Annotated in this window: 23 protein-coding genes; 17 read left to right on the forward strand and 6 right to left on the reverse strand. The window is 54.6% G+C overall.

Translation table 11 applies throughout. The annotated features are described in order from the left end of the window. Positions 1-23: 23 nt before the first annotated feature. On the reverse strand, positions 24-764 hold the full coding sequence (locus H8S11_RS06070) for an N-acetylmuramoyl-L-alanine amidase (RefSeq protein ID WP_147571719.1): 741 nt from the start codon (positions 762-764) through the stop codon (positions 24-26). 157 nt (positions 765-921) lie between these two features. Between H8S11_RS06070 and gltX the strand changes: the two genes are divergently transcribed. Next, positions 922-2,409: a glutamate--tRNA ligase gene (gltX, locus tag H8S11_RS06075; protein WP_186852528.1), complete on the forward strand. Its 1,488-nt coding sequence runs from the start codon at positions 922-924 to the stop codon at positions 2,407-2,409. A gap of 144 nt (positions 2,410-2,553) precedes the next feature. Here the strand turns inward: gltX and H8S11_RS06080 are convergent, their stop codons facing one another. Together H8S11_RS06080 and H8S11_RS06085 are read right to left on the reverse strand one after the other, a co-directional pair. After that, positions 2,554-3,342, reverse strand: coding sequence for a ZIP family metal transporter (locus tag H8S11_RS06080; protein WP_147571721.1), 789 nt, complete (start codon positions 3,340-3,342; stop codon positions 2,554-2,556). 11 nt (positions 3,343-3,353) lie between these two features. Beyond that, the gene (locus tag H8S11_RS06085) at positions 3,354-4,181 is read right to left on the reverse strand and encodes a putative RNA methyltransferase (RefSeq protein ID WP_147571722.1); all 828 of its coding nucleotides are present in this window, start codon (positions 4,179-4,181) and stop codon (positions 3,354-3,356) included. Positions 4,182-4,381: 200 nt separating this feature from the next. Between H8S11_RS06085 and pyrH the strand changes: the two genes are divergently transcribed. From pyrH to H8S11_RS06135, 10 genes are all read left to right on the forward strand, one after another. Continuing rightward, positions 4,382-5,098, forward strand: coding sequence for a UMP kinase (gene pyrH / locus H8S11_RS06090; RefSeq protein ID WP_147571723.1), 717 nt, complete (start codon positions 4,382-4,384; stop codon positions 5,096-5,098). 15 nt (positions 5,099-5,113) lie between these two features. After that, positions 5,114-5,695: a ribosome recycling factor gene (gene frr / locus H8S11_RS06095; protein WP_494545936.1), complete on the forward strand. Its 582-nt coding sequence runs from the start codon at positions 5,114-5,116 to the stop codon at positions 5,693-5,695. 80 nt (positions 5,696-5,775) lie between these two features. Continuing rightward, positions 5,776-6,522, forward strand: coding sequence for an undecaprenyl pyrophosphate synthase (uppS, locus tag H8S11_RS06100; RefSeq protein ID WP_186852529.1), 747 nt, complete (start codon positions 5,776-5,778; stop codon positions 6,520-6,522). Between the two features lies 1 nt (position 6,523). After that, positions 6,524-7,345, forward strand: coding sequence for a phosphatidate cytidylyltransferase (locus tag H8S11_RS06105; protein ID WP_186852530.1), 822 nt, complete (start codon positions 6,524-6,526; stop codon positions 7,343-7,345). An 85-nt stretch (positions 7,346-7,430) separates the two neighbouring features. Continuing rightward, complete coding sequence (locus H8S11_RS06110) at positions 7,431-7,613, forward strand: hypothetical protein (protein WP_147571726.1); 183 nt, start codon at positions 7,431-7,433, stop codon at positions 7,611-7,613. A 1-nt stretch (position 7,614) separates the two neighbouring features. After that, positions 7,615-8,751 (forward strand): 1-deoxy-D-xylulose-5-phosphate reductoisomerase, encoded by a 1,137-nt coding sequence (locus H8S11_RS06115; protein WP_147571727.1) that lies wholly within the window; start codon positions 7,615-7,617, stop codon positions 8,749-8,751. Between the two features lie 22 nt (positions 8,752-8,773). Continuing rightward, positions 8,774-9,838 (forward strand): M50 family metallopeptidase, encoded by a 1,065-nt coding sequence (locus tag H8S11_RS06120; protein ID WP_186852531.1) that lies wholly within the window; start codon positions 8,774-8,776, stop codon positions 9,836-9,838. Positions 9,839-9,867: 29 nt separating this feature from the next. Further along, on the forward strand, positions 9,868-10,905 hold the full coding sequence (gene ispG, locus H8S11_RS06125; RefSeq protein WP_186852532.1) for a flavodoxin-dependent (E)-4-hydroxy-3-methylbut-2-enyl-diphosphate synthase: 1,038 nt from the start codon (positions 9,868-9,870) through the stop codon (positions 10,903-10,905). Between the two features lie 64 nt (positions 10,906-10,969). After that, positions 10,970-15,154, forward strand: coding sequence for a PolC-type DNA polymerase III (locus H8S11_RS06130; protein ID WP_186852533.1), 4,185 nt, complete (start codon positions 10,970-10,972; stop codon positions 15,152-15,154). 124 nt (positions 15,155-15,278) lie between these two features. After that, positions 15,279-15,791, forward strand: coding sequence for a ferritin (locus H8S11_RS06135; RefSeq protein WP_186852534.1), 513 nt, complete (start codon positions 15,279-15,281; stop codon positions 15,789-15,791). A 52-nt stretch (positions 15,792-15,843) separates the two neighbouring features. Here H8S11_RS06135 and H8S11_RS06140 read toward each other — a convergent pair whose 3' ends face one another. The 3 genes from H8S11_RS06140 to H8S11_RS06150 form a co-directional block, all read right to left on the reverse strand. Beyond that, a complete protein-coding gene (locus tag H8S11_RS06140) occupies positions 15,844-16,017 on the reverse strand; it encodes a hypothetical protein (RefSeq protein ID WP_186852535.1) in 174 nt (57 codons plus the stop codon). Between the two features lie 3 nt (positions 16,018-16,020). Then, positions 16,021-16,503, reverse strand: coding sequence for a hypothetical protein (locus H8S11_RS06145; protein ID WP_147571732.1), 483 nt, complete (start codon positions 16,501-16,503; stop codon positions 16,021-16,023). A gap of 130 nt (positions 16,504-16,633) precedes the next feature. Next, positions 16,634-17,245 carry a TetR/AcrR family transcriptional regulator gene (locus H8S11_RS06150; RefSeq protein ID WP_186852536.1) on the reverse strand — a complete coding sequence of 204 codons (612 nt, stop codon included), beginning with the start codon at positions 17,243-17,245 and terminating at the stop codon, positions 16,634-16,636. Between the two features lie 203 nt (positions 17,246-17,448). Between H8S11_RS06150 and H8S11_RS06155 the strand changes: the two genes are divergently transcribed. The 6 genes from H8S11_RS06155 to hisH all read left to right on the forward strand — a co-directional run bounded on the left by H8S11_RS06155 (position 17,449) and on the right by hisH (position 23,385). Further along, positions 17,449-18,831, forward strand: coding sequence for a sodium-dependent transporter (locus tag H8S11_RS06155; protein WP_186852537.1), 1,383 nt, complete (start codon positions 17,449-17,451; stop codon positions 18,829-18,831). A gap of 132 nt (positions 18,832-18,963) precedes the next feature. Then, positions 18,964-20,133: an ATP phosphoribosyltransferase regulatory subunit gene (gene hisZ / locus H8S11_RS06160; protein WP_186852538.1), complete on the forward strand. Its 1,170-nt coding sequence runs from the start codon at positions 18,964-18,966 to the stop codon at positions 20,131-20,133. Next, positions 20,130-20,771, forward strand: a complete 642-nt coding sequence (gene hisG, locus H8S11_RS06165) for an ATP phosphoribosyltransferase (RefSeq protein WP_147571736.1) — start codon at positions 20,130-20,132, stop codon at positions 20,769-20,771. Before hisZ ends, hisG begins: the two co-directional genes overlap by 4 nt. After that, positions 20,768-22,069, forward strand: a complete 1,302-nt coding sequence (gene hisD / locus H8S11_RS06170) for a histidinol dehydrogenase (protein ID WP_186852539.1) — start codon at positions 20,768-20,770, stop codon at positions 22,067-22,069. Before hisG ends, hisD begins: the two co-directional genes overlap by 4 nt. A gap of 112 nt (positions 22,070-22,181) precedes the next feature. Next, the gene (gene hisB / locus H8S11_RS06175) at positions 22,182-22,757 is read left to right on the forward strand and encodes an imidazoleglycerol-phosphate dehydratase HisB (protein ID WP_186852540.1); all 576 of its coding nucleotides are present in this window, start codon (positions 22,182-22,184) and stop codon (positions 22,755-22,757) included. A gap of 19 nt (positions 22,758-22,776) precedes the next feature. Then, positions 22,777-23,385 (forward strand): imidazole glycerol phosphate synthase subunit HisH, encoded by a 609-nt coding sequence (hisH, locus tag H8S11_RS06180; protein ID WP_186852541.1) that lies wholly within the window; start codon positions 22,777-22,779, stop codon positions 23,383-23,385. The last annotated feature ends 18 nt before the right edge of the window (positions 23,386-23,403 follow it).

A 23,403-nucleotide genomic window follows, 5' to 3' on the forward strand; every position in this document is an offset into this window, starting at 1 on the left:
AAGCCTCCTTTCTTAGGAAAAAGCTAATTCAGTGTTACAAAATCGTCCTTAGCGTAACCGATAGAGCCCTGATAGTTGACCAAATACCAGCCATCCCACTGATTGATGATGGTGATGGGAGCTCCGTCCGGCGCTTGGGCGATCACAGGGGCCTGGGTAGTGGGACGGGAGCGGATATTCAAGTAACCATAAGTGACATCTACTACGCCGGGATGGCGGTTTTCTGATTCAAAAAAGGGAATCTGGAAATATTCAGTGAGGGAGAGAACAATATTGCGGGCGATGGCGCCCAAGTTGTCGATGATCCAGTTTGCGTCCTCCAGGTTGTCATGGAATGCCAGCTCAATGAAAACAGAGGGAGCCCGGACCCGGCGCACCTCACCAATGGAGGTGGTGGGAACTGTCTGTACCAGATTAGGGACCGGATAGATCGCTTTCAAACCATCAGCCACGATTTGTGCCGCCTTTTCTCCCTGGACACTGCCGGGATAGTAGAAGATCAGGGAGCCCCGTGCGGTGCCATACTGTCCTTCCGGCGCGGCATTGGAGTGAAGAGCCAGGTGCAGGTCAAAATTTCCGGCATTAGAGGCGGCAATGGACGAGGCGGCGGTCATATCAGGGGTATTGCGGACATACCGGATACCTGAGGCATCCAGATAGGGTACCATCAGGTCAGCCAGTTGGTTCATGTACTGCTCTTCCGTGCCGCCAGTGACAAAGTAATTCCACTCCTGGGTGGAGGGGGAGAGATAGATAATGGGCATAGAGATACCTCCGTTTTTTCTCCATTCTATGAAAAACGGGAGTATCTGGTGCGCCAGAGTCCTTGACCACTTGCCAAGAGCAAAAAAATCCAATATAATAACGGCAGACCACTTGGCGAGAAAGCGGTATGACCGCTGCGACGGAGGGAAACAAGATATGGAACTGGATAGAAACTATTTTGAGGAGATGGAGGCTAAAATCCCCAAAGGGAAGGTACGCACCCGATTTGCCCCCTCTCCCACAGGATATATGCACGTGGGTAATCTGCGAACAGCCCTTTATACCTGGCTGATCGCCCGGAACGCCGGCGGAACCTTCATCCTGCGTATTGAGGACACCGATCAGGGCCGCCTGGTGGATGGAGCCACCGAGGTCATTTATAAGACTCTGGCCGAGTGCGGGCTGGATCATGACGAGGGCCCGGATGTGGGTGGCCCTGTGGCTCCCTATATCCAGTCAGAGCGAAGGGATACCTACGGAAAATATGCAAGGCTACTGGTGGAGCGGGGGCACGCCTACTACTGCTTCTGCGAGAAGTGCGAGTCGGAGGAGGACTCCGGTGATTTTGACCGGTCCGATGACCCCTGCCGCTCCTTGAGCAAAGAGGAGGCGGAGGCCCGTGTGGCCGCCGGGCAGCCCTATGTCATCCGGCAGAAGATCCCTCATGGTGGGAGCACCACCTTCCACGATGCCATCTTTGGCGATATCACCGTAGAGAACGACACGCTGGACGACCAGGTGCTCATCAAGAGGGATGGGATGCCCACCTACAACTTCGCCAATGTCATCGACGACCACCTAATGGGCATTACTCATGTGGTCCGTGGGAGCGAGTACCTGTCCTCCGCCCCAAAATATGACCTGTTGTACCGGGGCTTTGGCTGGGACATTCCCACCTATGTCCACTGCTCGCCTGTCATGCGGGACGCCCAGAACAAGATGTCTAAGCGCCACGGAGACCCCTCCTATGAGGATCTGAAGGCCCAGGGGTTCCTGACCGGGGCCATTTTGAACTATGTGGCCCTGTTAGGCTGGTCGCCCAGAGGAGAACTGGCCGAGCAGGAAGTATTCTCCCTGGAAGAGCTGGCACGGGCCTTTGATCTTGGGGGGATGTCCAAGTCCCCGGCCATCTTCGATATAGAGAAGCTGACCCATTTCAACGCACTGTATATCAGGGCCATGTCCCCCGAAGCATTTGCTCGGGCGGCGGAGCCCTATATCCGACAGGGGGTGAAGAACCCGGATATCTCGGCAGAAGCCGTGGCGGCCCTGCTTCAGGCCAGATGCGAGAAACTGACAGACATTCCCGAAAAGGTGGACTTCTTTGATGCTCTGCCAGAGTATGATGTGGCGCTGTTTACCAACAAGAAATCAAAAACCGATCCCGGTGTCTGCCGGAATATGCTCCACGCGGCTATCCCCATGCTTGAGGCTATCCCTGTATGGAACCAGGAGATGATCCACGACAGCCTGGTCGGTCTGGCGGAGGGGCTGCAGGTCAAGAACGCCACCTTGATGTGGCCCATTCGCATCGCCGCCGCCGGCAAGGCGGTGACACCTGGAGGAGCGGTAGAGATCTGCCAGATCCTCGGTCGGGAGGAAACGATTCGCCGGCTGAAGCTGGGGCTGGAGAAGTTGAGCTGAACAAGGCAGAAGTGGGAGCCCCCTCTGAAACGTTCCCTAATGGGCCGACGTAACAGTGTTCAATCTACCCCAGGAAACAGAGACGCCCGCCCATCTGACGAAAGTAGATGGACGGGCGTTGACATATAAAAATTATAAGCTTTTCTATCCCAGTGCGATGTCTAAGATCATCATTACGACAAAGCCAAACATCACGCTCATCGTGCCGGTATTGGAGTGCTCTCCCAAATGCGCCTCCGGGATGAGCTCCTCTGTGACTACATACATCATGGTGCCGGCGGCGAAGGAGAGCAGCCAGGGCATAAAGGGGGTGATGGTTCCCGCGGCCAAAACCACTGAAATGCCGAAAATAGGTTCTACCACTCCGGAAAGAGCGCCATACAGAAAGGCTCGGCCGGTGCTGATCCCCTCCTGACGAAGGGGGAGGGAGATAGCGGCGCCCTCCGGAAAATTCTGAAGGCCAATGCCCACCGCCAACGCCATGGCGGCAGACAGGCTTCCGCCGTCACTCTGGGCGGCCAGGGCGAAGGAAAGGCCTACCGCCATTCCCTCTGGGATGTTGTGGAGGGTGACAGCCAGCACCATCAGGGTGGTCCGCCGCCAGGAGGAAGGGAGACCCTCTGGAGCGTCTGACTCCGGATGTAGGTGGGGGAGAAGGGAGTCTAGTCCCCACAGGAACAGCACCCCCAGAATAAAGCCTCCTGCTGCTGGGAGCCACCCAACCCCGCCAGCGGCCTCCGCCTCCTCGATAGCGGGCAGGAGCAGGCTGAATACTGAGGCGGCCACCATTACCCCGGCCGCGAAGCCCAAAAACATCCGCTGAAGGGTGGGGGTAGTCTTACCCCGGACAAATAGAACAGTGGCGGAGCCAAGAACCGTGGACAGACAGGTAATTCCGGTGCCAAAGGCCGCCCATAGGACAGGATGATACATATAACGCTCCTTTACTCTCTGCGATACAGGTGGATGTCAAATCCAATCTGTGTGTCAATCTGGCTTAGTGAGCTCAACCGTTCTATGCCCTCACGGGGTGTTTTCCAGGCATAGGGAGTCATGCGGAACAGTGCCATAATATCCTCAGGGCGATCCAAGTGGAGACCATAGCGAACCTGTTCCGCCCCAACCCAATCAAAGCCTGGATAGTCTTCCCGCTTTACAGGATTTTCATAGGGGACGGGGTATAGGATCTCTTTCATTTCCCAAAGATGACGGGCTGAGGGGACCACGTAGCAGAATAGTCCACCAGGCCGAAGCACCCGAGCAAACTCCTCCGCCGCCAACGGGGAGAAGATATTTGTTACTAGGTCTACGCTCCGGGCGGCAAGGGGAAGCCGGTAGACTGAAGCTACGGCGAACTCCCCCTGGGGAATCCGCTTGGCCGCACGGCGCAGGGCGAATTTGGAGATATCGATGCCGGCTGTTCTGGGCTGCCGCCCGGAGTGAGTAAGGGCATTGTGCAGTCCGGCGGTATAATAGCCCTCGCCGCAGCCGCTGTCCAGCAGGACAGGGGAGGAGGCGGTCACCTGGTCTAGCACGGCGGCGCACAGGGCAGACAGCAGCGGGGCATAGTGCCCGCGCTCCAAAAAGGCCGCACGAGCGGCCACCATCTCTTTGTCGTCACCGGGATTCTTGGAGTGCTTGCGGTTGGCGGGCAAGAGATGAGTATAGCCGGCCGACGCCACATCGAAGCTGTGTCCGGAAGAGCAGTGGTATCGTCCCTCGCTTCGCTCCAAGTTTCCTAAGCAGAGAGGACAGCAAAACAGACTTTCCATGGTGTCACCTCAAGCTTTATTATGGGGCGCAACAAAGAAAAAGGCAAGGAATTTTTATAGCAGAGCAGGAGACCGGGCTGCAAGCGTGATTAGGGGCCGCCATGAACAAAAAGATATTTTCAAAAACTTTGTCTTTCCCTCTATGCAAATGGAAAGAATTATATTAAAATAGAAAAAATGAAACACGAGGAGTGGTTCCTATGGAGCAGCCCAAATATAAAAGAGTCCTGCTGAAAATCAGCGGTGAGGCCCTGGCTGGCGAAGCTTCCCGCGGCCTGGATTTTCATGTGATCGGCAGTGTCTGTGATGTAGTGAAGAAGTGTGTGGAGCTTGGTGTCCAGGTAGGCGTGGTCGTCGGCGGCGGAAACTTCTGGCGCGGAGTAAAAGACGGCGGCGACCAGATGGAGCGGGTCCGCGCTGATCATATGGGTATGCTGGCTACGACCATCAACGCCTTGGCGGTCGCAGATGTGCTGGAGCAAAAGGGGGTGCCAGTTCGGGTCCAAACGGCAATCGAGATGCGGTCCGTGGCAGAGCCCTATATCCGATCCCGTGCCATCCGCCATCTGGAGAAGGGCAGAGTGGTCATCTTCGGCTGCGGCACTGGAAATCCCTTCTTTTCTACCGATACTGCGGCGGTCCTTCGTGCCGCGGAGATCGACGCCGATGTCATCCTGCTGGCCAAGAATATCGACGGTGTCTATTCCGCAGACCCCAAGGTGGACCCCAGTGCGGTCAAGTATGACGCCATCACCTATGACGATGTGCTAGCCCAGCATCTGAAGGTGATGGACTCCACTGCTACATCTCTGTCTATGGACAATAAGATCCCTGTTTTGCTCTTTGCACTCAAGGACCCGGAGAATATCCTCCGAGTAGTTATGGGGGAGAAGATTGGTACTATTGTGGGCGGATGAGCCCTGAACAGAGAAATGGAACAAGGAAAGGAAGTTAAGACCATGAGTCCAGAGAATAAGGTATACGATGATAAGATGCTCAAAACCATCGAGGTAGTCAAGTCCAATTTTGCCTCTGTCCGGGCGGGCCGCGCCAATGCCGGCGTGCTGGATCGGATCATGGTAGAGTACTATGGAACGCCCACGCCGCTGAATCAGGTGGCTGCCGTGTCCTCTCCCGATCCCCGGACCCTGGTGATCCAGCCTTGGGATGCCACCCTGCTTAGGGCAATTGAAAAGGCAATTCAGACCTCTGACCTGGGCATTAACCCCCAGAATGATGGGCGTGTGATTCGATTGGCTTTTCCCCAGCTCACGGAGGAGCGCCGTAAAGAACTGGGTAAACAGGTCCGCAAGTACGGCGAGGAGGGCAAGGTGGCCGTCCGTAATATTCGCCGGGACGCCATGGAAGATTTCAAAAAGATGAAGAAGAACGGCGAGCTCACCGAGGACGACCAGAAATCCATGGAGAAGGAGCTGCAGGACCTGACAGATAAGCGATGCAAGGATATCGATGACCTGACAGCCAAAAAGGAAGCCGAACTGATGGCAGTTTAATGAACTGAAAATGCACAATGCAGAATGCGGAATGATTTTTTCTTCTGCATTCTGCATTTGTGCGGATAGGATATCAATTTATGGATTTTTTCAGATCAAAAGCGGATAGAGCGCCAGCGGTGGACCTGAAGCGGCTGCCCCGGCATATCGCGATTATCATGGACGGAAATGGTCGCTGGGCAAAAAAACGAGGAATGCCGCGTACAGCCGGCCACGCCGCCGGCGCAGAGAATTTCCGTACCATAGCCACCTACTGCAAGGAGATTGGACTGGAATACCTTACAGTTTATGCCTTTTCTACAGAGAATTGGAAGCGGCCTCCGGATGAGGTATCTGCCATCATGGGCCTGTTGAAGAAATATCTTTTGGAGGCCATCGGGCAGATGGAGCGGGATAGAGTAAAAATGGAATTTTTTGGAGATCTTTCCCCTCTGACCCCTGAGCTTCGACAGCTGTGTGAGCGGACAAGAGAGATATCCCGCCACTACGAGGGCTGCCAGGTCAATATCTGCCTAAATTACGGGGGGCGAGACGAGCTGCTTAGGGGGGCCATGAACTATGCCAAAGATTGCCTGGAGGGAAAGGCGGACCCGAACCATCTGACACAAGAGCAGTTTGGACGATACCTTTTTTCCAGAGGAGTCCCGGACCCGGATCTGGTCATCCGCCCCAGTGGGGAGCTGAGGCTGTCCAATTTTCTCCTGTGGCAGTCTGCCTATTCGGAGTTTTACTTCACTGATGTACTCTGGCCTGACTTTTCTAAGGTTGAGCTCCACAAGGCTATTGCGGCGTATCAGAATAGAGATCGTCGGTTTGGAGGTGTGTGATTTGCTGAAACGTATTTGTGTCGGGGTGGTACTGGCCCCCCTTTTTCTAAGCGTGCTATTCTTCCTGCCGCCAATCTATTTGGTCGTGATGCTGGCCTTTATTTTGGCCCTTGCCTCTTTTGAACTGCTGCGGGCGACACAGGTAGCTCACCATAATGGACTGTATATTTTTACTGCCATCGCTGCGGCTATGATTCCCTTTGGATGCTGGCGGTGGGGCTATGGTGGTTGGTATATCCGGGCGGTTTCTCTCGCATTGATGGCTGTGGCCTTTTTCTTTGCTGTCCGCCAGTACGGCACAGAGCGAGAGATCAAATTCAGTGAGATTGTTGTCTGCCTCTTTGGGGGCATCGCTGTTCCCCTGTTTCTGTCCTCACTGATACCCCTCAAAATGATGGAGAACGGCAGATTTTTAGTGCTGCTGCCTGTGCTCTGCGCCTTTACTACCGACATCGGAGCCTATTTTGCGGGCGTATTTCTTGGGAAACACCGGGGTGTCACCAAGGTCAGCCCTAATAAATCTGTGGAAGGCTATATTGGAGGACTGCTGACCGGAGGTCTGTTCCTCCTGGGTTACGGCCTGCTTCTGCGGCAATTCGCAGGCTTGTCTGTGGAACTTCACATCATGGCGCTCTATGGGATACTGGGAAGCGCTATTACTGAGTTGGGTGACCTGTCTTTTTCTTTGGTAAAGCGGCAGTTCGGCATCAAGGATTATGGGACTCTGCTTCCAGGACATGGAGGGATGCTGGACCGGTTTGACTCTATGATCTTCGCCGCACCCATGCTGTTGATTTTAGTGGAGCTGATTCCGGCCTTCTAATTTCCTCTCTTTTAGAAAAGAAAAGAGGTAAAGAAAATTTTGGTCGGGCGAACTTCGTGTACTTGGCGTTGTAAGGAGGATAAACTTGGAATTTGCCGGTTTGCCCTGGTTTCTTTGGCTGGCAATCTTCGTTGCCATATTCTCTGGAGCTGCCGCGTGCTATAAGACCCCGGCACAGAAGAAACAGTGGGACCCGCACACAGTGATTGCCTCCCTTCTGACCGGGATTGTTGTGTGCCTTGCCGTTTTGATTTTGAGGGTATTTTAATATGAGTAAACGAATCACAATCTTAGGCTCCACAGGCTCCATCGGGCGGCAGTCTCTGGAGGTGATTTCCGCCTGCGGTATGGAGGCGGTGGCGCTTACAGCCAATTCCAGTGTGAAACTGCTGGAGGAGCAGGCGCGCCGATACCGGCCTGAGCTTGCTGTTCTGATGGACGAGAGAGCGGCCGGCGATCTGCGGGTCAAACTTGCCGATACGAACGTCAGGGTGTTAGGTGGTATGGAGGGCATTCTGGAGGCAGCTTCCCTTTCCAGCGCTGACACTGTCATTACCGCTGTGGTGGGAATGATCGGTCTGCGTCCCACCTTGGCCGCGATTCGTGAGGGGAAGCGGATCGCTCTGGCCAACAAAGAGACGCTGGTATGTGCCGGCCAGCTTGTACTGGAGGAGGCTCGGGACTATGGGGCCCAGATTATACCTGTGGATTCAGAGCACTCCGCCCTATTCCAATGTCTGGAGGGCAACAGGGACAGGGGAGAGGTCAAACGGCTGATTCTCACCTGCTCCGGTGGCCCTTTCTATGGCAAAAAACCTGCTGAATTGAAAGGAATGACCAGGGAAAATGCTTTACAGCATCCGAACTGGTCAATGGGGGCGAAGATCACTGTGGATTCGGCCACCCTGATGAATAAAGGGCTGGAATTTATTGAGGCTATGCACCTATATCGGATGCCACCGGAGAAAATTTCTGTCCTGATCCACCGGGAGAGTATTATCCACTCGCTGGTGGAATACTGTGATAATGCCATGATTGCCCAGCTTGGCGCGCCAGATATGCGTCTGCCCATCCAATATGCCCTGACATGGCCTAAGCGGACGCCCGGTCCGGCTGTCCCACTGGACCTGTGGAACTGTGGGTCAATGACTTTCGGGACACCGGATACAGATACTTTCCGGTGCCTAAAGCTGGCGATGGAGGCAGCCGAAACAGGGGGAACAGCCGGCGCCATCCTCAACGGCGCTAACGAGGAGGCGGTGTCCCAGTTTCTGGCCGGGAAGATCGGATTCCTGGAGATCGCTGAGAAGGTGGCCTTGGCCATGGAGCGGGTACCAGTAGTTCGGGAGCCTGGGTTAGACGACGTCCTGGAGGCTGACCGGGCAGCGCGAGAGGCCATTGATTGATTTTACCTTTTTTGGAGGTTCTATGCTCTATATCATCGTCGCAATTCTGATTTTCGGCGTCCTGATCGCCACCCATGAATTGGGCCATTTCGCCACGGCAAAGCTGCTGGGGGTAAAGGTCAACGAGTTTTCTGTGGGGATGGGCCCAGCTATCTGGAAAAAGCAGCGGGGTGACACCCTTTACAGCGTCCGTATCCTTCCTATTGGCGGATACTGTGCCATGGAGGGGGAGGACGATGACTCCGTTGATCCGCGGGCCTTTGGAAAGGCGGCCAGTTGGAAGAAAATGGTCATTCTGTGCGCCGGAGCCGCAATGAATTTTCTCACTGGACTGCTTCTGATCCTGATTCTCTATGTTCCACAGCAGGCTGTCCTTGTGGAAACCTACGGAGGTTCTACCCCCGGCTATGGAACTGAAGAATGCGGGCTCCTGCCAGGGGATCGGTTTCTGTCTATTGACGGTCACCGAATCCTGGTTTACGGCAATGCCCAGATGTATCTGGAGCGGGCGGGGGATACGCTAGACATCGTAGTGGAGCGCGACGGGCAGACGGTGCGACTGGACGGCCTCTATCTGCCCCGTCAGGAGCGTACCGACGAAGAAGGAGTGACCACAAACCGCCGCGGAATCCTGGTGGCTTCGGAGGCTGCGCCTCTGTCCGGATTTGGAAAGGTGCAATACGCCTGGAATATGTCCCTGGACTTTGTCCGCCTGGTGTGGATCAGTCTGGGGGACCTGATTTCAGGATCTGTGGGAGTCCGCGACCTGTCCGGACCTGTCGGCATCGTGGATACCATGACGGAAGTGGGGAGCTCGGCTACGTCTGCCTATGCGGCCTTTTACAGCCTGACCTATTTTGCGGCCCTCATCGCGGTCAATCTCGCGGTCATGAATCTTCTGCCGCTGCCAGCGTTGGACGGCGGGAGAGTGTTTTTCCTGTTGCTTAACACCGTGCTTTATAGACTGTTCCGAAAGAGAATAGATCCCAGGTACGAGGGATACGTCCACATGGCCGGTCTGGCTGCGCTGATGTGCCTGATGCTGGTGGTCACCCTAAGTGATGTGGGCAAGCTGTTCGGAAGATAAGAAGTGTCCGGAAAGGGAGGATTTGTGACATGACCAGACAGATCCGTGTAGGAGGCGTACCTGTAGGCGGCGGGGCGCCGGTTTCCATCCAGTCTATGACCAATACCCGTACAGATGATGTGGATGCCACTCTCTCCCAGATACGGGCTCTGGCTACCGCCGGGTGCGATATCGTCCGGGTGGCTGTCCCTGACCAGGCGGCGGCCCATGCGGTAGGAAAAATCAAGGAGCGCAGTCCGCTGCCTGTGGTGGTGGATATCCACTTTGATTATAGGCTGGCGCTGGAAGCCATTGCGGCCGGCGCCGACAAGGTCCGGATCAATCCCGGAAATATCGGGAGTGAGGACCGTGTAAAGGCGGTGGCCGATGCCTGCCGCCAGAGGAACATCCCGATTCGCATCGGGGTAAACGGCGGCTCGCTGGAGAAGGATATTCTGGCCAAATACGGCAAGGTGTGCCCAGAGGCGATGGTGGAATCTGCCTTCGGCCATATTCGGTTGCTGAACCGATTTGACTTTGATGATATCTGCGTGTCCCTGAAGTCCTCCAGTGTCCCCACTACTATGAAAGCCTATCAGCTTATGAGTCTGAAAAGTGATTACCCTTTACATATTGGAGTAACTGAGGCGGGCACGGTCCGTATGGGCACTCTAAAGTCGGCCATTGGAATAGGTGGGCTGCTGGCTTTGGGCATCGGTGATACGATGCGGGTGTCCCTGTCCGCCGACCCGGTACAGGAGGTCATGGCCGCACGGGATATCCTGAAGGCGGCAGGCATCCGAAGAGAGGGAGCGGAACTGGTTTCCTGCCCCACCTGCGGTCGTACTCGTATCGATTTGATCTCCCTGGCTGGGGAGGTGGAGGAGCGTCTGAAGGCGGTGGATAAGCCAATCACCGTAGCGGTCATGGGCTGCGTAGTCAACGGTCCTGGGGAAGCCTCCGCCGCCGACTGTGGGATTGCAGGAGGACAGGGGGAAGGCCTGCTCTTCAAAAAGGGGCAGATCGTCAAAAAGGTCCCACAGGATCAGTTGGTGGACGAGCTGTTTGCACTGATCGATACACTATAAAAACAGATGGACTGGGCGCGGTGAGGGCGTTCCAGGTAAGAAGCGCAAGGAGAATCGAGCACCAATGTCCCAGAAGATACCTTTTTTAGAGATGTTTGCCGCCCTGCGCCAGTGGACCGAGCTGTCCAACGGCGTGGAGGGCTGGCTGATCGTATCCGCCGCCATCGACAAAGGCAGCCGAAGCGCTAAAATATTGGTGGAGAGAGCGGAAGGCGCGGGGCCGAACCTAATAGTCCAGGCGGAGGAGGCGGTGTGCAGAGCCTATGGCCTGGGCAGTGTGAAAATCGAGGCGGCAGCTCCGGCAGACAACTCCGTATCCCAAACTGGAGCCCAGAGAAGCGGGTCCGGTTTGGAGAAAAGGAGCGGCGAAGTAAGTGAGCTTTTGCCAACAGCCGGAAGCGAAGGATGCGAACCCCGCGGCGACGAGGATCCCTTCGCACGCACCGAGGCCATTCGGCAGGCAGCCTTGAAGCGGGCCGGCGTAAAGCCCTCAGGCCCTTCTGCTCCTAAGGGGGAGAAGAAGAGCACCGGCAAAGCGATCTTCGGCAAGACTATCACCAAAGCTCCCACCCCTATGGGGGACCTGGAGCTGGACATGGGTACAGTGGTGGTGGAAGGCGATGTCTTTGCTGTGGATAACCGGGAGCTGAAAAAGCGGGGAGCCTGGGTAGTCGCCTTTGATATGACCGACTATACCGGCTCTATCCGCGTCAATAAATTTTTTCCAGGCGATGAGGGAAAACCGCTGGTGGATGGGATCAAAAAAGGGATGCACGTCAAGGTCCAGGGCCGGCTGAACATGGACCGGTTTTATGGTGATATGGTGCTGGAACCTGTGGCCGTTACCGCTGTGGAAAAGAAAATGAAGGAGGATACAGCACCGGAGAAGCGGGTGGAGCTCCACCTGCATACTACCATGTCCTCCATGGATGCGCTGACCTCTGTGGGACCAAAGCTGGGGCCAGACAAAAATGTGGTAAAACGGGCTGAGGCCTGGGGACATCCTGCCATCGCTATCACCGACCACGGTGTGGCCCACTCTTTCCCAGACGCCTGGCATTCGGCCAAAAAGATCAAGCTGCTCTATGGCGTAGAGGCCTATTTTGTCAACGACGTGGACGACCGGGTGGCCATCCATGGGACACCGGACCAGGGATTTGAGGAAGAGATCGTATGCTTTGACCTGGAAACCACCGGATTTCATAAAAAATATGAGGTCATTATTGAGATTGGTGCCGTGGTGCTGAAGAACGGCGAGGTCACCGATACCTTCAATACCTTTGTTTCACCAGGCCGTATCCTGTCTGCCGACATTATCAATCTGACCGGAATCACGGATGAAATGCTGGTAGGAGCCCCATCCCAGGAGGAGGCACTTCGTGCCTTTTTGGAGTTTGCCGGTGATCGGCCTCTGGCTGCACACAACGCCGAGTTCGACATGGGCTTTCTTGCGGAGGGGTGTCAGCGATATGGCATCCCCTTTCACAATCCCTCCGTTGACAGCCTGATCCTGGCCCAGAACCTGTTGCCGGAGCTGAACAAGCACAAGCTGAATATTGTGGCGGAGCATCTGCATCTCCCGGCCTTTAACCACCATCGGGCCAGCGATGACGCAGCCACAGTGGCCTATATGCTGCCCCACTTTTTTGAAATGCTGGAGGAAGCCGGCCTTGATAACCTTAACCAGATCAACGGCTACATGCCCAAGCTGCGCAAGGGCGGCAGAGCCAAGCGCCAGCCAAAGCACCTGATTGTTCTAGCTAAGAATCAGACCGGCCTTCGCAATCTATACAAGCTGATTTCCCTGTCCTACTTAGAGCACTTTAAGCGAGTCCCTATCATACCCAAATCTCTTATCGAGGAGAATCGGGAGGGGCTTATCATCGGTTCGGCCTGCGAGGCGGGAGAGCTGTTCCGGGCCGTGGTGGACGGGAAGAGCTGGGAAGAGCTGAAGCGTATTGCCTCCTGGTATGACTATCTGGAGATACAGCCGATCTGCAACAATATGTTCATGCTTCGTAAGGGGATGGTCCGCACCGAGGAGGAGCTGCGGGACTTCAACCGTACCATCGTCAAGCTGGGGGAGGAGCTGGGGAAACCAGTCTGCGCCACCGGCGACGTCCACTTCCTGGACCCAGAGGACGAGATATATCGGCACATCCTGTTGGCCTCTAAGGGGTTTGAGGACGCCGACGAGGCCCTGCCAATCTATTTCAAGACTACGGACGAGATGCTGAAGGAGTTTTCCTATCTTGGAAAGGAGAAGGCGCATCAGGTGGTGGTGGAAAACACCAATCTGATCGCCAACTGGTGCGATCCTATCGAACCGCTCCCAAAGGGGCTGTTTGCCCCCAAGCTTGAGGACTCTGATGGAGAGCTGACCCGTCTGGTCTGGGGGAAGGCCCATGAGCTCTATGGAGAGGAGCCGCCCCAGATTGTGGTGGACCGGATCAACGCCGAGCTGGGAGACATTATTCGGTGTAAGTATGACGTCATCTATATGTCCGCCCAAAAGTTGGTTCAAAACTCCTTGGAGCATGGCTATCTGGTAGGCTCACGGGGATCGGTGGGCTCCTCTCTGGTCGCCTTCATGTCCGGTATTACCGAGGTCAACTCCCTGCCAGCCCACTACCGCTGCCCCAAGTGCAAGCATTCTGACTTTGATTATGCCCAGGATCCCGCTCACCTCTATGGCTGCGGAGTGGACATGCCGGACGCTGTCTGTCCCGTTTGCGGGACAAAATATGTCAAGGACGGCTTCAACATCCCCTTCGAGACCTTCCTGGGGTTCGGCGGCGACAAGGTCCCAGATATCGACCTGAATTTCTCCGGCGAGTACCAGTCCAGCGCCCACAAGTATACCTTTGAGCTCTTTGGTCAGACCCATGTGTTCCGGGCGGGCACCATCGGGACCGTTGCGGAGAAGACCGCTTTTGGTTATGTAAAAAAATATTTTGAGGAAAAAGGAAAGAGTGTTTCAAAGGCGGAAGAGAACCGGCTGGCCATCGGCTGCACCGGCGTCAAACGCACCACCGGACAGCATCCGGGCGGAATGGTGGTCATTCCCCAGGATAAGGAGATCTATGACTTCTGTCCCGTCCAGCATCCTGCGGACGACCCGAACAGTGACATCATCACGACTCACTTTGAATACCACTCCATGGAGTCCAACCTGCTCAAGCTGGATATGCTTGGACACGATGACCCGACGATGGTGCGTATGCTGGAGGATCTGACGGGGGTGAATGCCAGGGAGATCCCGCTGGATGATCCAGACACCATGTCACTGTTTACCTCATCCAAGGTCCTTGGGTTTGAGAACGACAAGGTATTGGGGCCCACTGGCGCCGTAGCCGTTCCGGAGTTCAACACCAGATTTACTCGTGGGGTGCTGGAGGAAACGCAACCTACCCAATTTGATATGCTGCTTCGGATCTCCGGCTTTACCCACGGTACGGATGTATGGCTGGGCAATGCCAGGGATATTATCATGAGCGGTACGGGTGGCGTGTCGGAGTGCGTAGGCTGTCGTGATGACATTATGCTGTTCCTTATCTCCAAGGGGATGCCGCCTAAGCGCTCGTTCAAGATCATGGAGTCGGTCCGAAAGGGCCGGGGCCTGCCCGAAGGAGCGGAGGAGGAGATGCGGGCGGCAGGCGTCCCTGACTGGTACATCAACTCCTGTAAAAAGATTGCTTACCTCTTTCCGAAGGCTCACGCAGTAGCCTATGTGATGATGGCGTTTCGCATCGCCTGGTTTAAGGCCCACCGCCCTTTGGCTTTCTACGCGGCCTTCTTCTCCATCCGGGCCAAGGCTTTTGACGAGAAGTTTATGTGCCGGGGCATGGATGTGTGCCAAAAGAAGATGAGAGAGATCATCGCCAAGGATAAGGAGGCCACAGCGGTGGAGCAGGATATGCTTATCACCCTGGAGGTCTGTTATGAATTCTATCTCCGGGGCTTCCATTTCGAGCGGCTGGACCTGTATAAATCCCAGGCCATCCATTTCGCTATGGATGAGGAAAAGGGAACTCTGATCCCCCCATTTGTGTCTGTGGCTGGACTGGGGGAAACAGCGGCCATCTCTCTGGCGGAGCAGGCCAGGGACCGGCATTTTATCTCCATTGAAGAGGTGACAGCGGCCTGCCCCAAAGTGTCCAAGACACACATTGAGATGCTGAAGGAGGCCGGAGCCTTCGGAGATATGCCGGAAACCAGTCAAATAGATCTGTTTTCTCTATTTGGTTAGAGCATTTGACTGGACAATCTTCTTTTCCAGGGAAGGGGAAGAAAGGGACTTGTAAAAGTTTACCTGCTGTGATAGGATACATCTGCCTCATAAGGGGTAATCATGCAAAGAAAGGGTCATTTTTATGTTGGATAAAAAAGTTGCGGAACTCATCAATGACCAGATCAATAAGGAGTTTTACTCCGCTTATCTGTATCTGGACTTCTCTGTGTACTATGAGGAGGTGGGGCTGGACGGCTTCGCCAACTGGTATATGATCCAGGCCCAGGAAGAGAGAGACCACGCCGTACTGATGCTGCAGTACCTGCAGAATAATGGTGAGAAGGTCACCCTGGAGGCTATTGCCAAGCCTGACAAGGAGTTGAAGGACAAATTGCAGGTGCTGGAACTGGGGCTTGAGCATGAGAGATATGTTACCAGCCTGATCCACACGATTTATGAGGCTGCCTATTCCGCCAAGGATTTCCGGACCATGCAGTTCCTGGATTGGTTTGTTAAGGAGCAAGGCGAAGAAGAAAAGACAGCTGAGGATATGATCAAGAAGATGAGGCTCTTTGGCGACGATGCTAAAAGCCTGTATGCGCTGAACAGCGAGATGGCCGGCCGGACCTATACCGCCCCATCGTTGACACTGTAAGGGACCAGAAGGAAAATAGAGACCCGCCCCGCTGAAAGCGGGGCGGGCCTTTTTACTTCTTTTCTTCATGGTCTGAAAAAGTATGCCAGTTTTCTCTCTTTTGCGGAAGGAAGAGCTCTTTGATTCGTGCTAGTGCCCACTCTACCAGATGGAACCAGAGATTTCCCACGACGAGGATCAGAAGCAGGACAGCTAACAGGCCGCCAAATAAAATCAGATGCTCCATACCTTATTTGGTAGCGTAAACGTTGAGGAAGAAGTCGCGGAAGTCTTTTTCCTCCTGTTCCTGGTCTACATAGATATACAAATTTTCGTCATCCAGCCAGCTGAATGTTTTCAGTGCCGTATACCCCTTTTTATCGGGATAGATCACAAGGCTATCCAGCATTTTTTCCCGATACGCCTTTTCAATTTCGGACTTTTTATAGACTAGAGGGTCACCGCAACCGGACAAGTCCGGCACAGTGGGAAGGATGACCACAGTTGGATCCTCCTCCTTCCATCCCACGATCAGACTGGCGATGGTACTTTTGCTGCCGTGGACCAGACCATAATTGAACCGGCGTACATCCTCCGTGTAGCAGGCCAGCAGTTTATACTGTGCCCCGTTTTCCACTACCTGGTCAAAAAGAGCACGCATTTTTTTCTTGTTGTTTTCACTTTTCTCCTGATCAACTTCAGGCCCTTTGAATAGCTTGCCAAACAGTCCCATGAGAAAACCTCTTTCTATTCTTTGATTTATAAATACTTTTTTGTAAAAAAGTATTTATAAATGCAGTATAATAACAGAAGGTCTATTTGTCAAGACAAAGCCCAGCGACTCTGCCGGGCCCGAAGTCGAGTTATGCGTTTCGATAAATTCCCTCTAAATAGTCGATGATCAGCCGAATCTGGAGGGACACCGTTTCCTCATCGACACCAGGATGGAAGGGAAAGGAGGAGTATAGATGGGAATGATAGCTGAGTAAGAGCGTATTGACCATGTTCTGGATCAGATGACACTGACCAGCGGTGACGGGGATGTTCCAAAGTTCCAAAAGCGCCTGATAAAATTGAGTAAGTCCCATTTCGAAATCCTGCAATTCATGCTGGGACATATGGCGGCACAGATGGGGGAGATTATCTAACTCCAATACAAATACGCCATGCCGGTCGCCGTGGAAGAACAGGTCAAACACAGTCTCCAGACTGCCTCTCCAAGAGGCGCTCTCCTGTGCCACCTTCCGGGCCCGCTCCAGCATCTTGGTCCGCTGACGACGAAGCACTTGAATTGCTAGAGCCTCTTTAGAGGGAAAGAAGGTATAGAAAAACGCTTTGGATATCCCGACGGCCTCATAGATCTCCTTTAGAGAGGCCTCACGATATCCCTTTTGGGAAAAAGAACGCTGTCCCAGATCCAGCAGCCGCTCCCGAATATCCTCCCGATCCTGGACGGTATAAGTTTTTTTCGCCATGGTATCCCTCCTTTTTCGCTCTGGATAGAATCAAGTATATCAGAATATCCGGCGGGAGGGAATGGATATTTTTCACAGAAGGTCTTTTTCTGAAAAGAAAAATCGGGCAAACAGAAGTCATTGGGTTGACCTGGCTGGAGAGTTTCGGTACAATGTAGTCACTGTGTTATGGATAATCAGACAAATTTTAGGAGGCAGGAGCCATGGACGAGAGAGAAAGCTTTTCGTCCCGCTTGGGATTTATTTTGATTTCAGCCGGGTGCGCGATTGGACTAGGGAATGTATGGAGATTCCCCTACATCACAGGAAAATACGGAGGTGCGGCCTTCGTCCTGATTTATTTGCTGTTTTTGGTCATTCTTGGACTGCCCGTCATGGTGACGGAGCTGGCGGTCGGCCGGGCCAGCCAGAGGAGCATGGCCTTGTCCTTCCACGTTCTGGAGCCGGCCGGCTCCAAATGGCATTGGTACAGCTATCTCGGTTTTGCGGGAAACTATCTACTGATGATGTTCTACACGGTCATAGCTGGTTGGCTGCTCTACTACTTTGTCAAAATGCTACGGGGTGATTTTATGGGCCTGGATTCCGCCGGCGTGGCAGAGCAATTCAGCCAGATGCAGGCCCGCCCCGGCGTTATGGCCATATATATGGTGATCGTGGTATGTATCGGAATGCTGGTGTGTGCCCAGGGCCTGCGGAATGGAGTGGAGCGGGTAAACAAGGTCATGATGCTGTGCCTGCTGGCGCTTATGCTGGTGCTGGCGGTCAACTCCATCACTCTGGAGGGAGCGGGGGAGGGGCTGAAGTTTTATCTTCAGCCCAATTTTCGGAATTTGATGTATGACGCCCAAGGAAATTGGATTTTGGGTGAGGCGATCTTTGCCGCTATGGGGCAGGCATTCTTTACCCTGTCGCTTGGAATTGGCGCCATCGCCATTTTTGGGAGTTACATCGGCAAAGAGCACCGCTTGACCGGGGAGGCTCTGCGGATCGGCGTACTGGATACCTGCGTAGCTTTTGTAGCCGGGCTAATCATCTTCCCGGCCTGCTCCGCCTTTGGAGTCCCCACCGGAGAGGGGCCCTCTCTGGTTTTTGTTACCCTGCCCAATATTTTTGACCATATGCCAATGGGGCGGCTGTGGGGAGCTCTCTTTTTCCTATTCCTGTCCTTTGCGGCTTTGTCCACCATCATTGCTGTCTTTGAGAATATCATCTCCTTTTGTATGGACAAGGGATGGAGCCGGAAAAAAGCTGTGCTGGTCAATTTTATCTGGGTCTTGATCCTGTCCATGCCCTGTGTGCTGGGCTCTAACCTGTGGGCAGCTTTCCGGCCCCTTGGAATGGATATCTCTGGTATAGAGGACTTTTTAGTGTCCCAGAACATTCTGCCCCTAGGTTCGCTGCTCTACCTATTGTTCTGCGTCTCCAAACGGGGATGGGGCTGGGACGCCTTCCTTGCCGAGGCCAACGCCGGCAGCGGACTGCGTTTTCCGGCCGCTACTCGCTTCTATGTCACCTATGTCCTGCCGCTGATTGTGCTGTTCATTTTCGTGATGGGATATTGGAATACCTTTTGGAAGGGCTGAACCGGCTGTGTCAGCAGGGCGCGTTAAGCGCCCTGCTTTTTATTTTTCTTGACATATTTTTAGTATAGTAGTATATTAGCGTAGTAAAGAATTTGAGAAGGAAGCTTCTCACCACACAGAGGGAGCGATACCATGAAGCTGACAGTCAATACGCCAGAGGGAACGAGGGACCGTCTTTTCTCGGAGTGCCAGGAGCGCCGCCAAGTCCAGAGCCGTCTGATCCGCTTGTTTCGGCAGCGAGGCTACTTAGAGGTTTCTACACCGGAAACAGAGTACTATGATCTATTTGCGCTGTCTGGCAGTGCGATTCCCCAGGAGCGGATGTTAAAAGTCGGGGATCCAAGTGGAAAAATTTGTGTGATGCGGCCAGACTCAACCACTCCAATCGCCCGTGTGGCTGCCACAAAGCTCCGCTCTATGGCGCTGCCCCAGAGGCTGTACTACGACCAGAAGGTTTACCGGGCCAACCCTGCCCACAACGGCAGCAGCCGGGAGATTCCCCAGTGTGGTGTTGAGCTTATTGGAGCCAAAGGGTTGAAAGCTGATCTGGAAATCATCGTTACCGCCATTGACTCCCTGCGGTCTTGTGGAGCGCCCCGCTTCCATGTGGAGTTGGGACACGCCGGCTTTTTCCGGGACCTGGCCGCCCGTCTGGACCTGGACGATGGCCAGGAGGAGGAGATACGCACCCTGGTAGAGGGAAAAAATTTTGCGGCACTGAACGCCTTTTTATCTCCTTATAGAGGTAACCCGGCTTGTGCCGCGCTGGAGCGGCTGTCCCGACTCTTCGGCGGGACAGAGGTCCTGGCCGAAGCGGAGAGGCTGGCGGGGAAAACAGAGGCGGTGGACTATCTCCATGCCCTCTATGACGAGCTGTCCGCCGCTGGATACGGACAGTATGTCCGTTTTGACCTTGGGATGGTCCACCAGATCGACTACTATACTGGTGTCGTTTTTCGGGGCTATGTAGAGGGGGCCGGTGACGCGGTCCTGTCAGGCGGCCGGTATGACGCGCTGGTAGAGATATTTGGCCGTGAGGCCCAGGCCACTGGCTTTGCGGTGGATGTGGATACCGTAGCCCGTACCCTGCCGGAGACCGCGCTGCCCCAGCTTCGGGCGGTGGTCCATTATGAGCCCGGCTACCTATCCCAGGCATTGGAGGCTGTGGACGGGTGCCCCGCCGGCACCTGTGAGCTGTCCCCCTGCCGTACCTTGGAGTCCAGCAGAAATATGGCACGGGAGAAGGGGGCGGAGATGGTGCTAGTCTTTGATAAGGACGGAGGGAGGAGAGTGCTGGTATGAGCGAACGGCTGCGAATCGCAATCACAAAGGGGCGGCTCCTGGACCAGTCTGTGGAGTTGTTTGAACGGGTCGGGCTGGATTGCGGACCCATCCGGGACCCGGGCCGCCGGCTTATCCACTCGCTGCCTAACTATCCACTGGATGCCGTGCTGGCCAAGGCTCCAGACGTTATTACCTATGTGGAGCATGGGGTATGCGATCTGGGCATCGTGGGAAAGGATACCATTCTGGAGAAGGGCGGCAGCTTTTATGAGGTCCTGGACCTGGGCTTTGGACGGTGCCGCTTTGCTTTGGCAGTGAAGTCAGGCAGCGATTTTTATGGGACGTATAAGACCCGCCGGGTGGCCTCCAAATATCCTGAGGTGACACGGGCCTTTTTTGAGAAGAAAGGGATGGATGTAGATATCATCAAGATTGAGGGCAGTGTGGAGCTGGCCCCGCTCCTGGACCTAACTGACGCCATCGTGGACATCGTGGAGACCGGGGCTACCTTAAAGGCAAACGGCCTGGAGCCCATTGAGACAGTGGCTGATGTATCCGCCCGCCTTATCATCAACACAGCCAGTATGAAGCTCTATAAGGGTCAGATCAACGATTTGATTGCCAAATGTGAGACTGGATTGGAGAAAGAGCTATGATTACTATTATCGAAGCGGATGGACGGCGAGAGCGTGAGCAGTTGGAGGCCATGCGGGCCCGGGCTGCCCAAAAGAACGAAGCGATAGAACTGGCTGTCTCCTCCATTATGGAGAATGTAAAGGAAGAAGGCCTGCCGGCAGTAGAGCGATATACCAGGGAGTTTGACCACCGGATGCCCTATGAGGTACCTAATGAGAGGCTGGAACAGGCCTATCAGAGCTGCCCGCCGGAGTTGATATCTGCCCTGGAACATGCGGCGGACAATATCCGTGACTATAATCAGCGATTATTGACCAAAACAGTGGAGTGGACCTCTCCGGACGGTGGCACTGTTGGGAGGATCGTACGGGGACTGACCAGGGTTGGAATCTATGTTCCCGGTGGAACAGCCGCCTACCCCAGCTCCGTACTGATGAACGCCATTCCCGCCAAGGTGGCTGGTGTGGAGGAGATCATTATGGTGACTCCTCCTACAGATAATCTGAATGACGGCGTTCTGGCTGCTGCTAAGATCGCCGGAGTGGACCGGGTTATCGCTGTGGGTGGGGCCCAGGCTGTGGCCGCTTTGACCTATGGCGCCGGCTTTATTCCCAAGGTGGATAAGCTGGTGGGCCCTGGCAATGCCTTTGTCGCCGCGGCAAAGCGGATGGCCTATGGTACGCTGGATATCGATATGGTGGCCGGCCCCTCTGAGGTGTTGATTATTGCTGACGGTTCAGCCGATGGGAAATATGTGGCGGCGGACTTGCTAAGTCAGGCGGAACATGATAAACTAGCATCCGCGGTACTGTTGACGGACAGCATGGAGTTAGCTCGAAGCGTGGACCGAGAGATCATCCGCCAGACCGGCTATCTGGAGCGGTCTGAGATCATGGAGGCGTCTCTGCGGGATTTCGGCTGCGCCATCGTCTGCCCGAATCTGGACTGGTGTGTGGAGCTGGCCAATGAAATCGCGCCGGAGCACCTGGAGATCATGACCTGCCAGCCACGGGAGCTGCTGCCCCGCGTCAAAAACGCTGGAGCCGTATTCCTGGGGGCCTACAGTCCGGAGCCCCTGGGTGATTATCTGGCGGGACCTGACCATGTGCTTCCTACCAGTGGGACGGCCAGGTTCTTCTCCCCACTGAGCGTTGACAGCTTTTTGAAAACAATGAGTGTTATTCAGTTTGACCGGTCCAGTCTGGCACCTATTTCTTCTGAGATTATGACGTTGGCCCAGACAGAAAAGCTTACCGCCCATGCCAACTCAATCCGTGTGAGGTTTGAGGAAGGGGAGCCTGAGATCAGGCGGGGGTAAAACCGCAGTGGATAGACATCCGCTACTACACTTAATCTTCTTGACTAAAAAACTGCCGGGACAAAGTCCCGAGAAGCGAATCAGAATAGAACATAGAGGGAGGGGTCGTGCTGTGCGGACGGCTGAAATTTCCCGTGTGACAAAGGAGACAAATATACAGGTCAAGTTGACCTTAGAAGGCGGAAAAATTGAAATAAAAACAAGAATCGGCTTTTTTGATCATATGCTCACCGCCCTGGCCTTCTATGCCGGCTGGGGTTTGGAACTGGAGGTAGAGGGCGACCTTCATGTGGATGGACACCACACGGTAGAGGACACGGGGATCGTCTTGGGCCAGGCACTGAAGCAGGCGCTTGGGGAAAAAACGGGCATCCGGCGTTTTGGCGCTGCCTTTGTTCCCATGGATGAAGCCCTGTGCTTTACCGCCCTGGATTTTTCTAACCGGCCCTTCCTGGTTTTTGACGCGGAGATGCCCCAGGGGATGATCGGTGGCTACGACTCCTGTTTGACGGTCGAGTTTATGCGGGCCTTAGCGATGAACGGGGGGCTGACACTGCACCAGAAGTGCCATTACGGGTCCAATGCCCACCATATCACAGAAGGGCTGTTCAAGTCCTTGGGACTGGCCGCCAAAGAGGCCATCAGAGTGGAAGGGGATCAGGTGGTGTCCACTAAGGGGCTGCTGTAAGCCGGGAGAGAGACTAGTTATGAGCTATATCGCTGTTGTAGATTATGGTGTAGGCAACCTGAAAAGCGTATCCAACGCCTTTGCCTATCTGGGGATAGAAACGAAAATTACCGGAGACCCGGACGAGTTGGAGCTGGCTCAGGCCATCGTCCTGCCTGGAGTGGGTGCCTTTCCGGATGCGGCAGAAAAACTAAGGGCCACAGGCTTGGATCAGTCTGTGGTGAAACAGGGCCGTAAAAAGCCTGTGCTGGGGATCTGCCTTGGAATGCAGCTGCTGTTGGACAGGGGAGAGGAGGTCAGACCCTGCCCAGGTCTGGGTGTCATAAAAGGAGTCTGTGCCAGGATCCCCACGGAAGAAAAACTGCCCCATATCGGCTGGAACAGCCTGACATTTCCTAATCGATCCCCGTTGTTTGAAGGGGTAGATGAGGGCAGCTATGTATATTTTGTCCATTCCTTCTCCGCACAGCACACAGATCCAGACCAGGTTAGTGCTGTGTCCCAATATGGGGTCCCTGTGATTGCCGCCGTCCAAAACGGGAACTTTTTTGGCTGTCAGTTCCACCCGGAAAAGAGCGGAGAGACCGGGCTGGCTATCTTACAAAATTTTGCGGGTTTAACCCGCTGAACCTATTGAATTTCCAGG

Origin of the sequence: Flintibacter hominis (assembly GCF_014287965.1) — a bacterium.
In the GTDB taxonomy this organism is placed as follows: domain Bacteria; phylum Bacillota; class Clostridia; order Oscillospirales; family Oscillospiraceae; genus Lawsonibacter; species Lawsonibacter aceti.

Bases quoted from the DNA above. Each gene is read 5' to 3' on its own strand.
- H8S11_RS06070 (WP_147571719.1), bottom strand. From the start codon at position 764: ATGCCCATTATCTATCTCTCCCCCTCCACCCAGGAGTGGAATTACTTT.
- gltX (WP_186852528.1), top strand. From the start codon at position 922: ATGGAACTGGATAGAAACTATTTTGAGGAGATGGAGGCTAAAATCCCC.
- H8S11_RS06080 (WP_147571721.1), bottom strand. From the start codon at position 3,342: ATGTATCATCCTGTCCTATGGGCGGCCTTTGGCACCGGAATTACCTGT.
- H8S11_RS06085 (WP_147571722.1), bottom strand. From the start codon at position 4,181: ATGGAAAGTCTGTTTTGCTGTCCTCTCTGCTTAGGAAACTTGGAGCGA.
- pyrH (WP_147571723.1), top strand. From the start codon at position 4,382: ATGGAGCAGCCCAAATATAAAAGAGTCCTGCTGAAAATCAGCGGTGAG.
- frr (WP_494545936.1), top strand. From the start codon at position 5,114: ATGGAACAAGGAAAGGAAGTTAAGACCATGAGTCCAGAGAATAAGGTA.
- uppS (WP_186852529.1), top strand. From the start codon at position 5,776: ATGGATTTTTTCAGATCAAAAGCGGATAGAGCGCCAGCGGTGGACCTG.
- H8S11_RS06115 (WP_147571727.1), top strand. From the start codon at position 7,615: ATGAGTAAACGAATCACAATCTTAGGCTCCACAGGCTCCATCGGGCGG.
- H8S11_RS06120 (WP_186852531.1), top strand. From the start codon at position 8,774: ATGCTCTATATCATCGTCGCAATTCTGATTTTCGGCGTCCTGATCGCC.
- ispG (WP_186852532.1), top strand. From the start codon at position 9,868: ATGACCAGACAGATCCGTGTAGGAGGCGTACCTGTAGGCGGCGGGGCG.
- H8S11_RS06130 (WP_186852533.1), top strand. From the start codon at position 10,970: ATGTCCCAGAAGATACCTTTTTTAGAGATGTTTGCCGCCCTGCGCCAG.
- H8S11_RS06135 (WP_186852534.1), top strand. From the start codon at position 15,279: ATGTTGGATAAAAAAGTTGCGGAACTCATCAATGACCAGATCAATAAG.
- H8S11_RS06140 (WP_186852535.1), bottom strand. From the start codon at position 16,017: ATGGAGCATCTGATTTTATTTGGCGGCCTGTTAGCTGTCCTGCTTCTG.
- H8S11_RS06145 (WP_147571732.1), bottom strand. From the start codon at position 16,503: ATGGGACTGTTTGGCAAGCTATTCAAAGGGCCTGAAGTTGATCAGGAG.
- H8S11_RS06150 (WP_186852536.1), bottom strand. From the start codon at position 17,245: ATGGCGAAAAAAACTTATACCGTCCAGGATCGGGAGGATATTCGGGAG.
- H8S11_RS06155 (WP_186852537.1), top strand. From the start codon at position 17,449: ATGGACGAGAGAGAAAGCTTTTCGTCCCGCTTGGGATTTATTTTGATT.
- hisZ (WP_186852538.1), top strand. From the start codon at position 18,964: ATGAAGCTGACAGTCAATACGCCAGAGGGAACGAGGGACCGTCTTTTC.
- hisG (WP_147571736.1), top strand. From the start codon at position 20,130: ATGAGCGAACGGCTGCGAATCGCAATCACAAAGGGGCGGCTCCTGGAC.
- hisD (WP_186852539.1), top strand. From the start codon at position 20,768: ATGATTACTATTATCGAAGCGGATGGACGGCGAGAGCGTGAGCAGTTG.
- hisH (WP_186852541.1), top strand. From the start codon at position 22,777: ATGAGCTATATCGCTGTTGTAGATTATGGTGTAGGCAACCTGAAAAGC.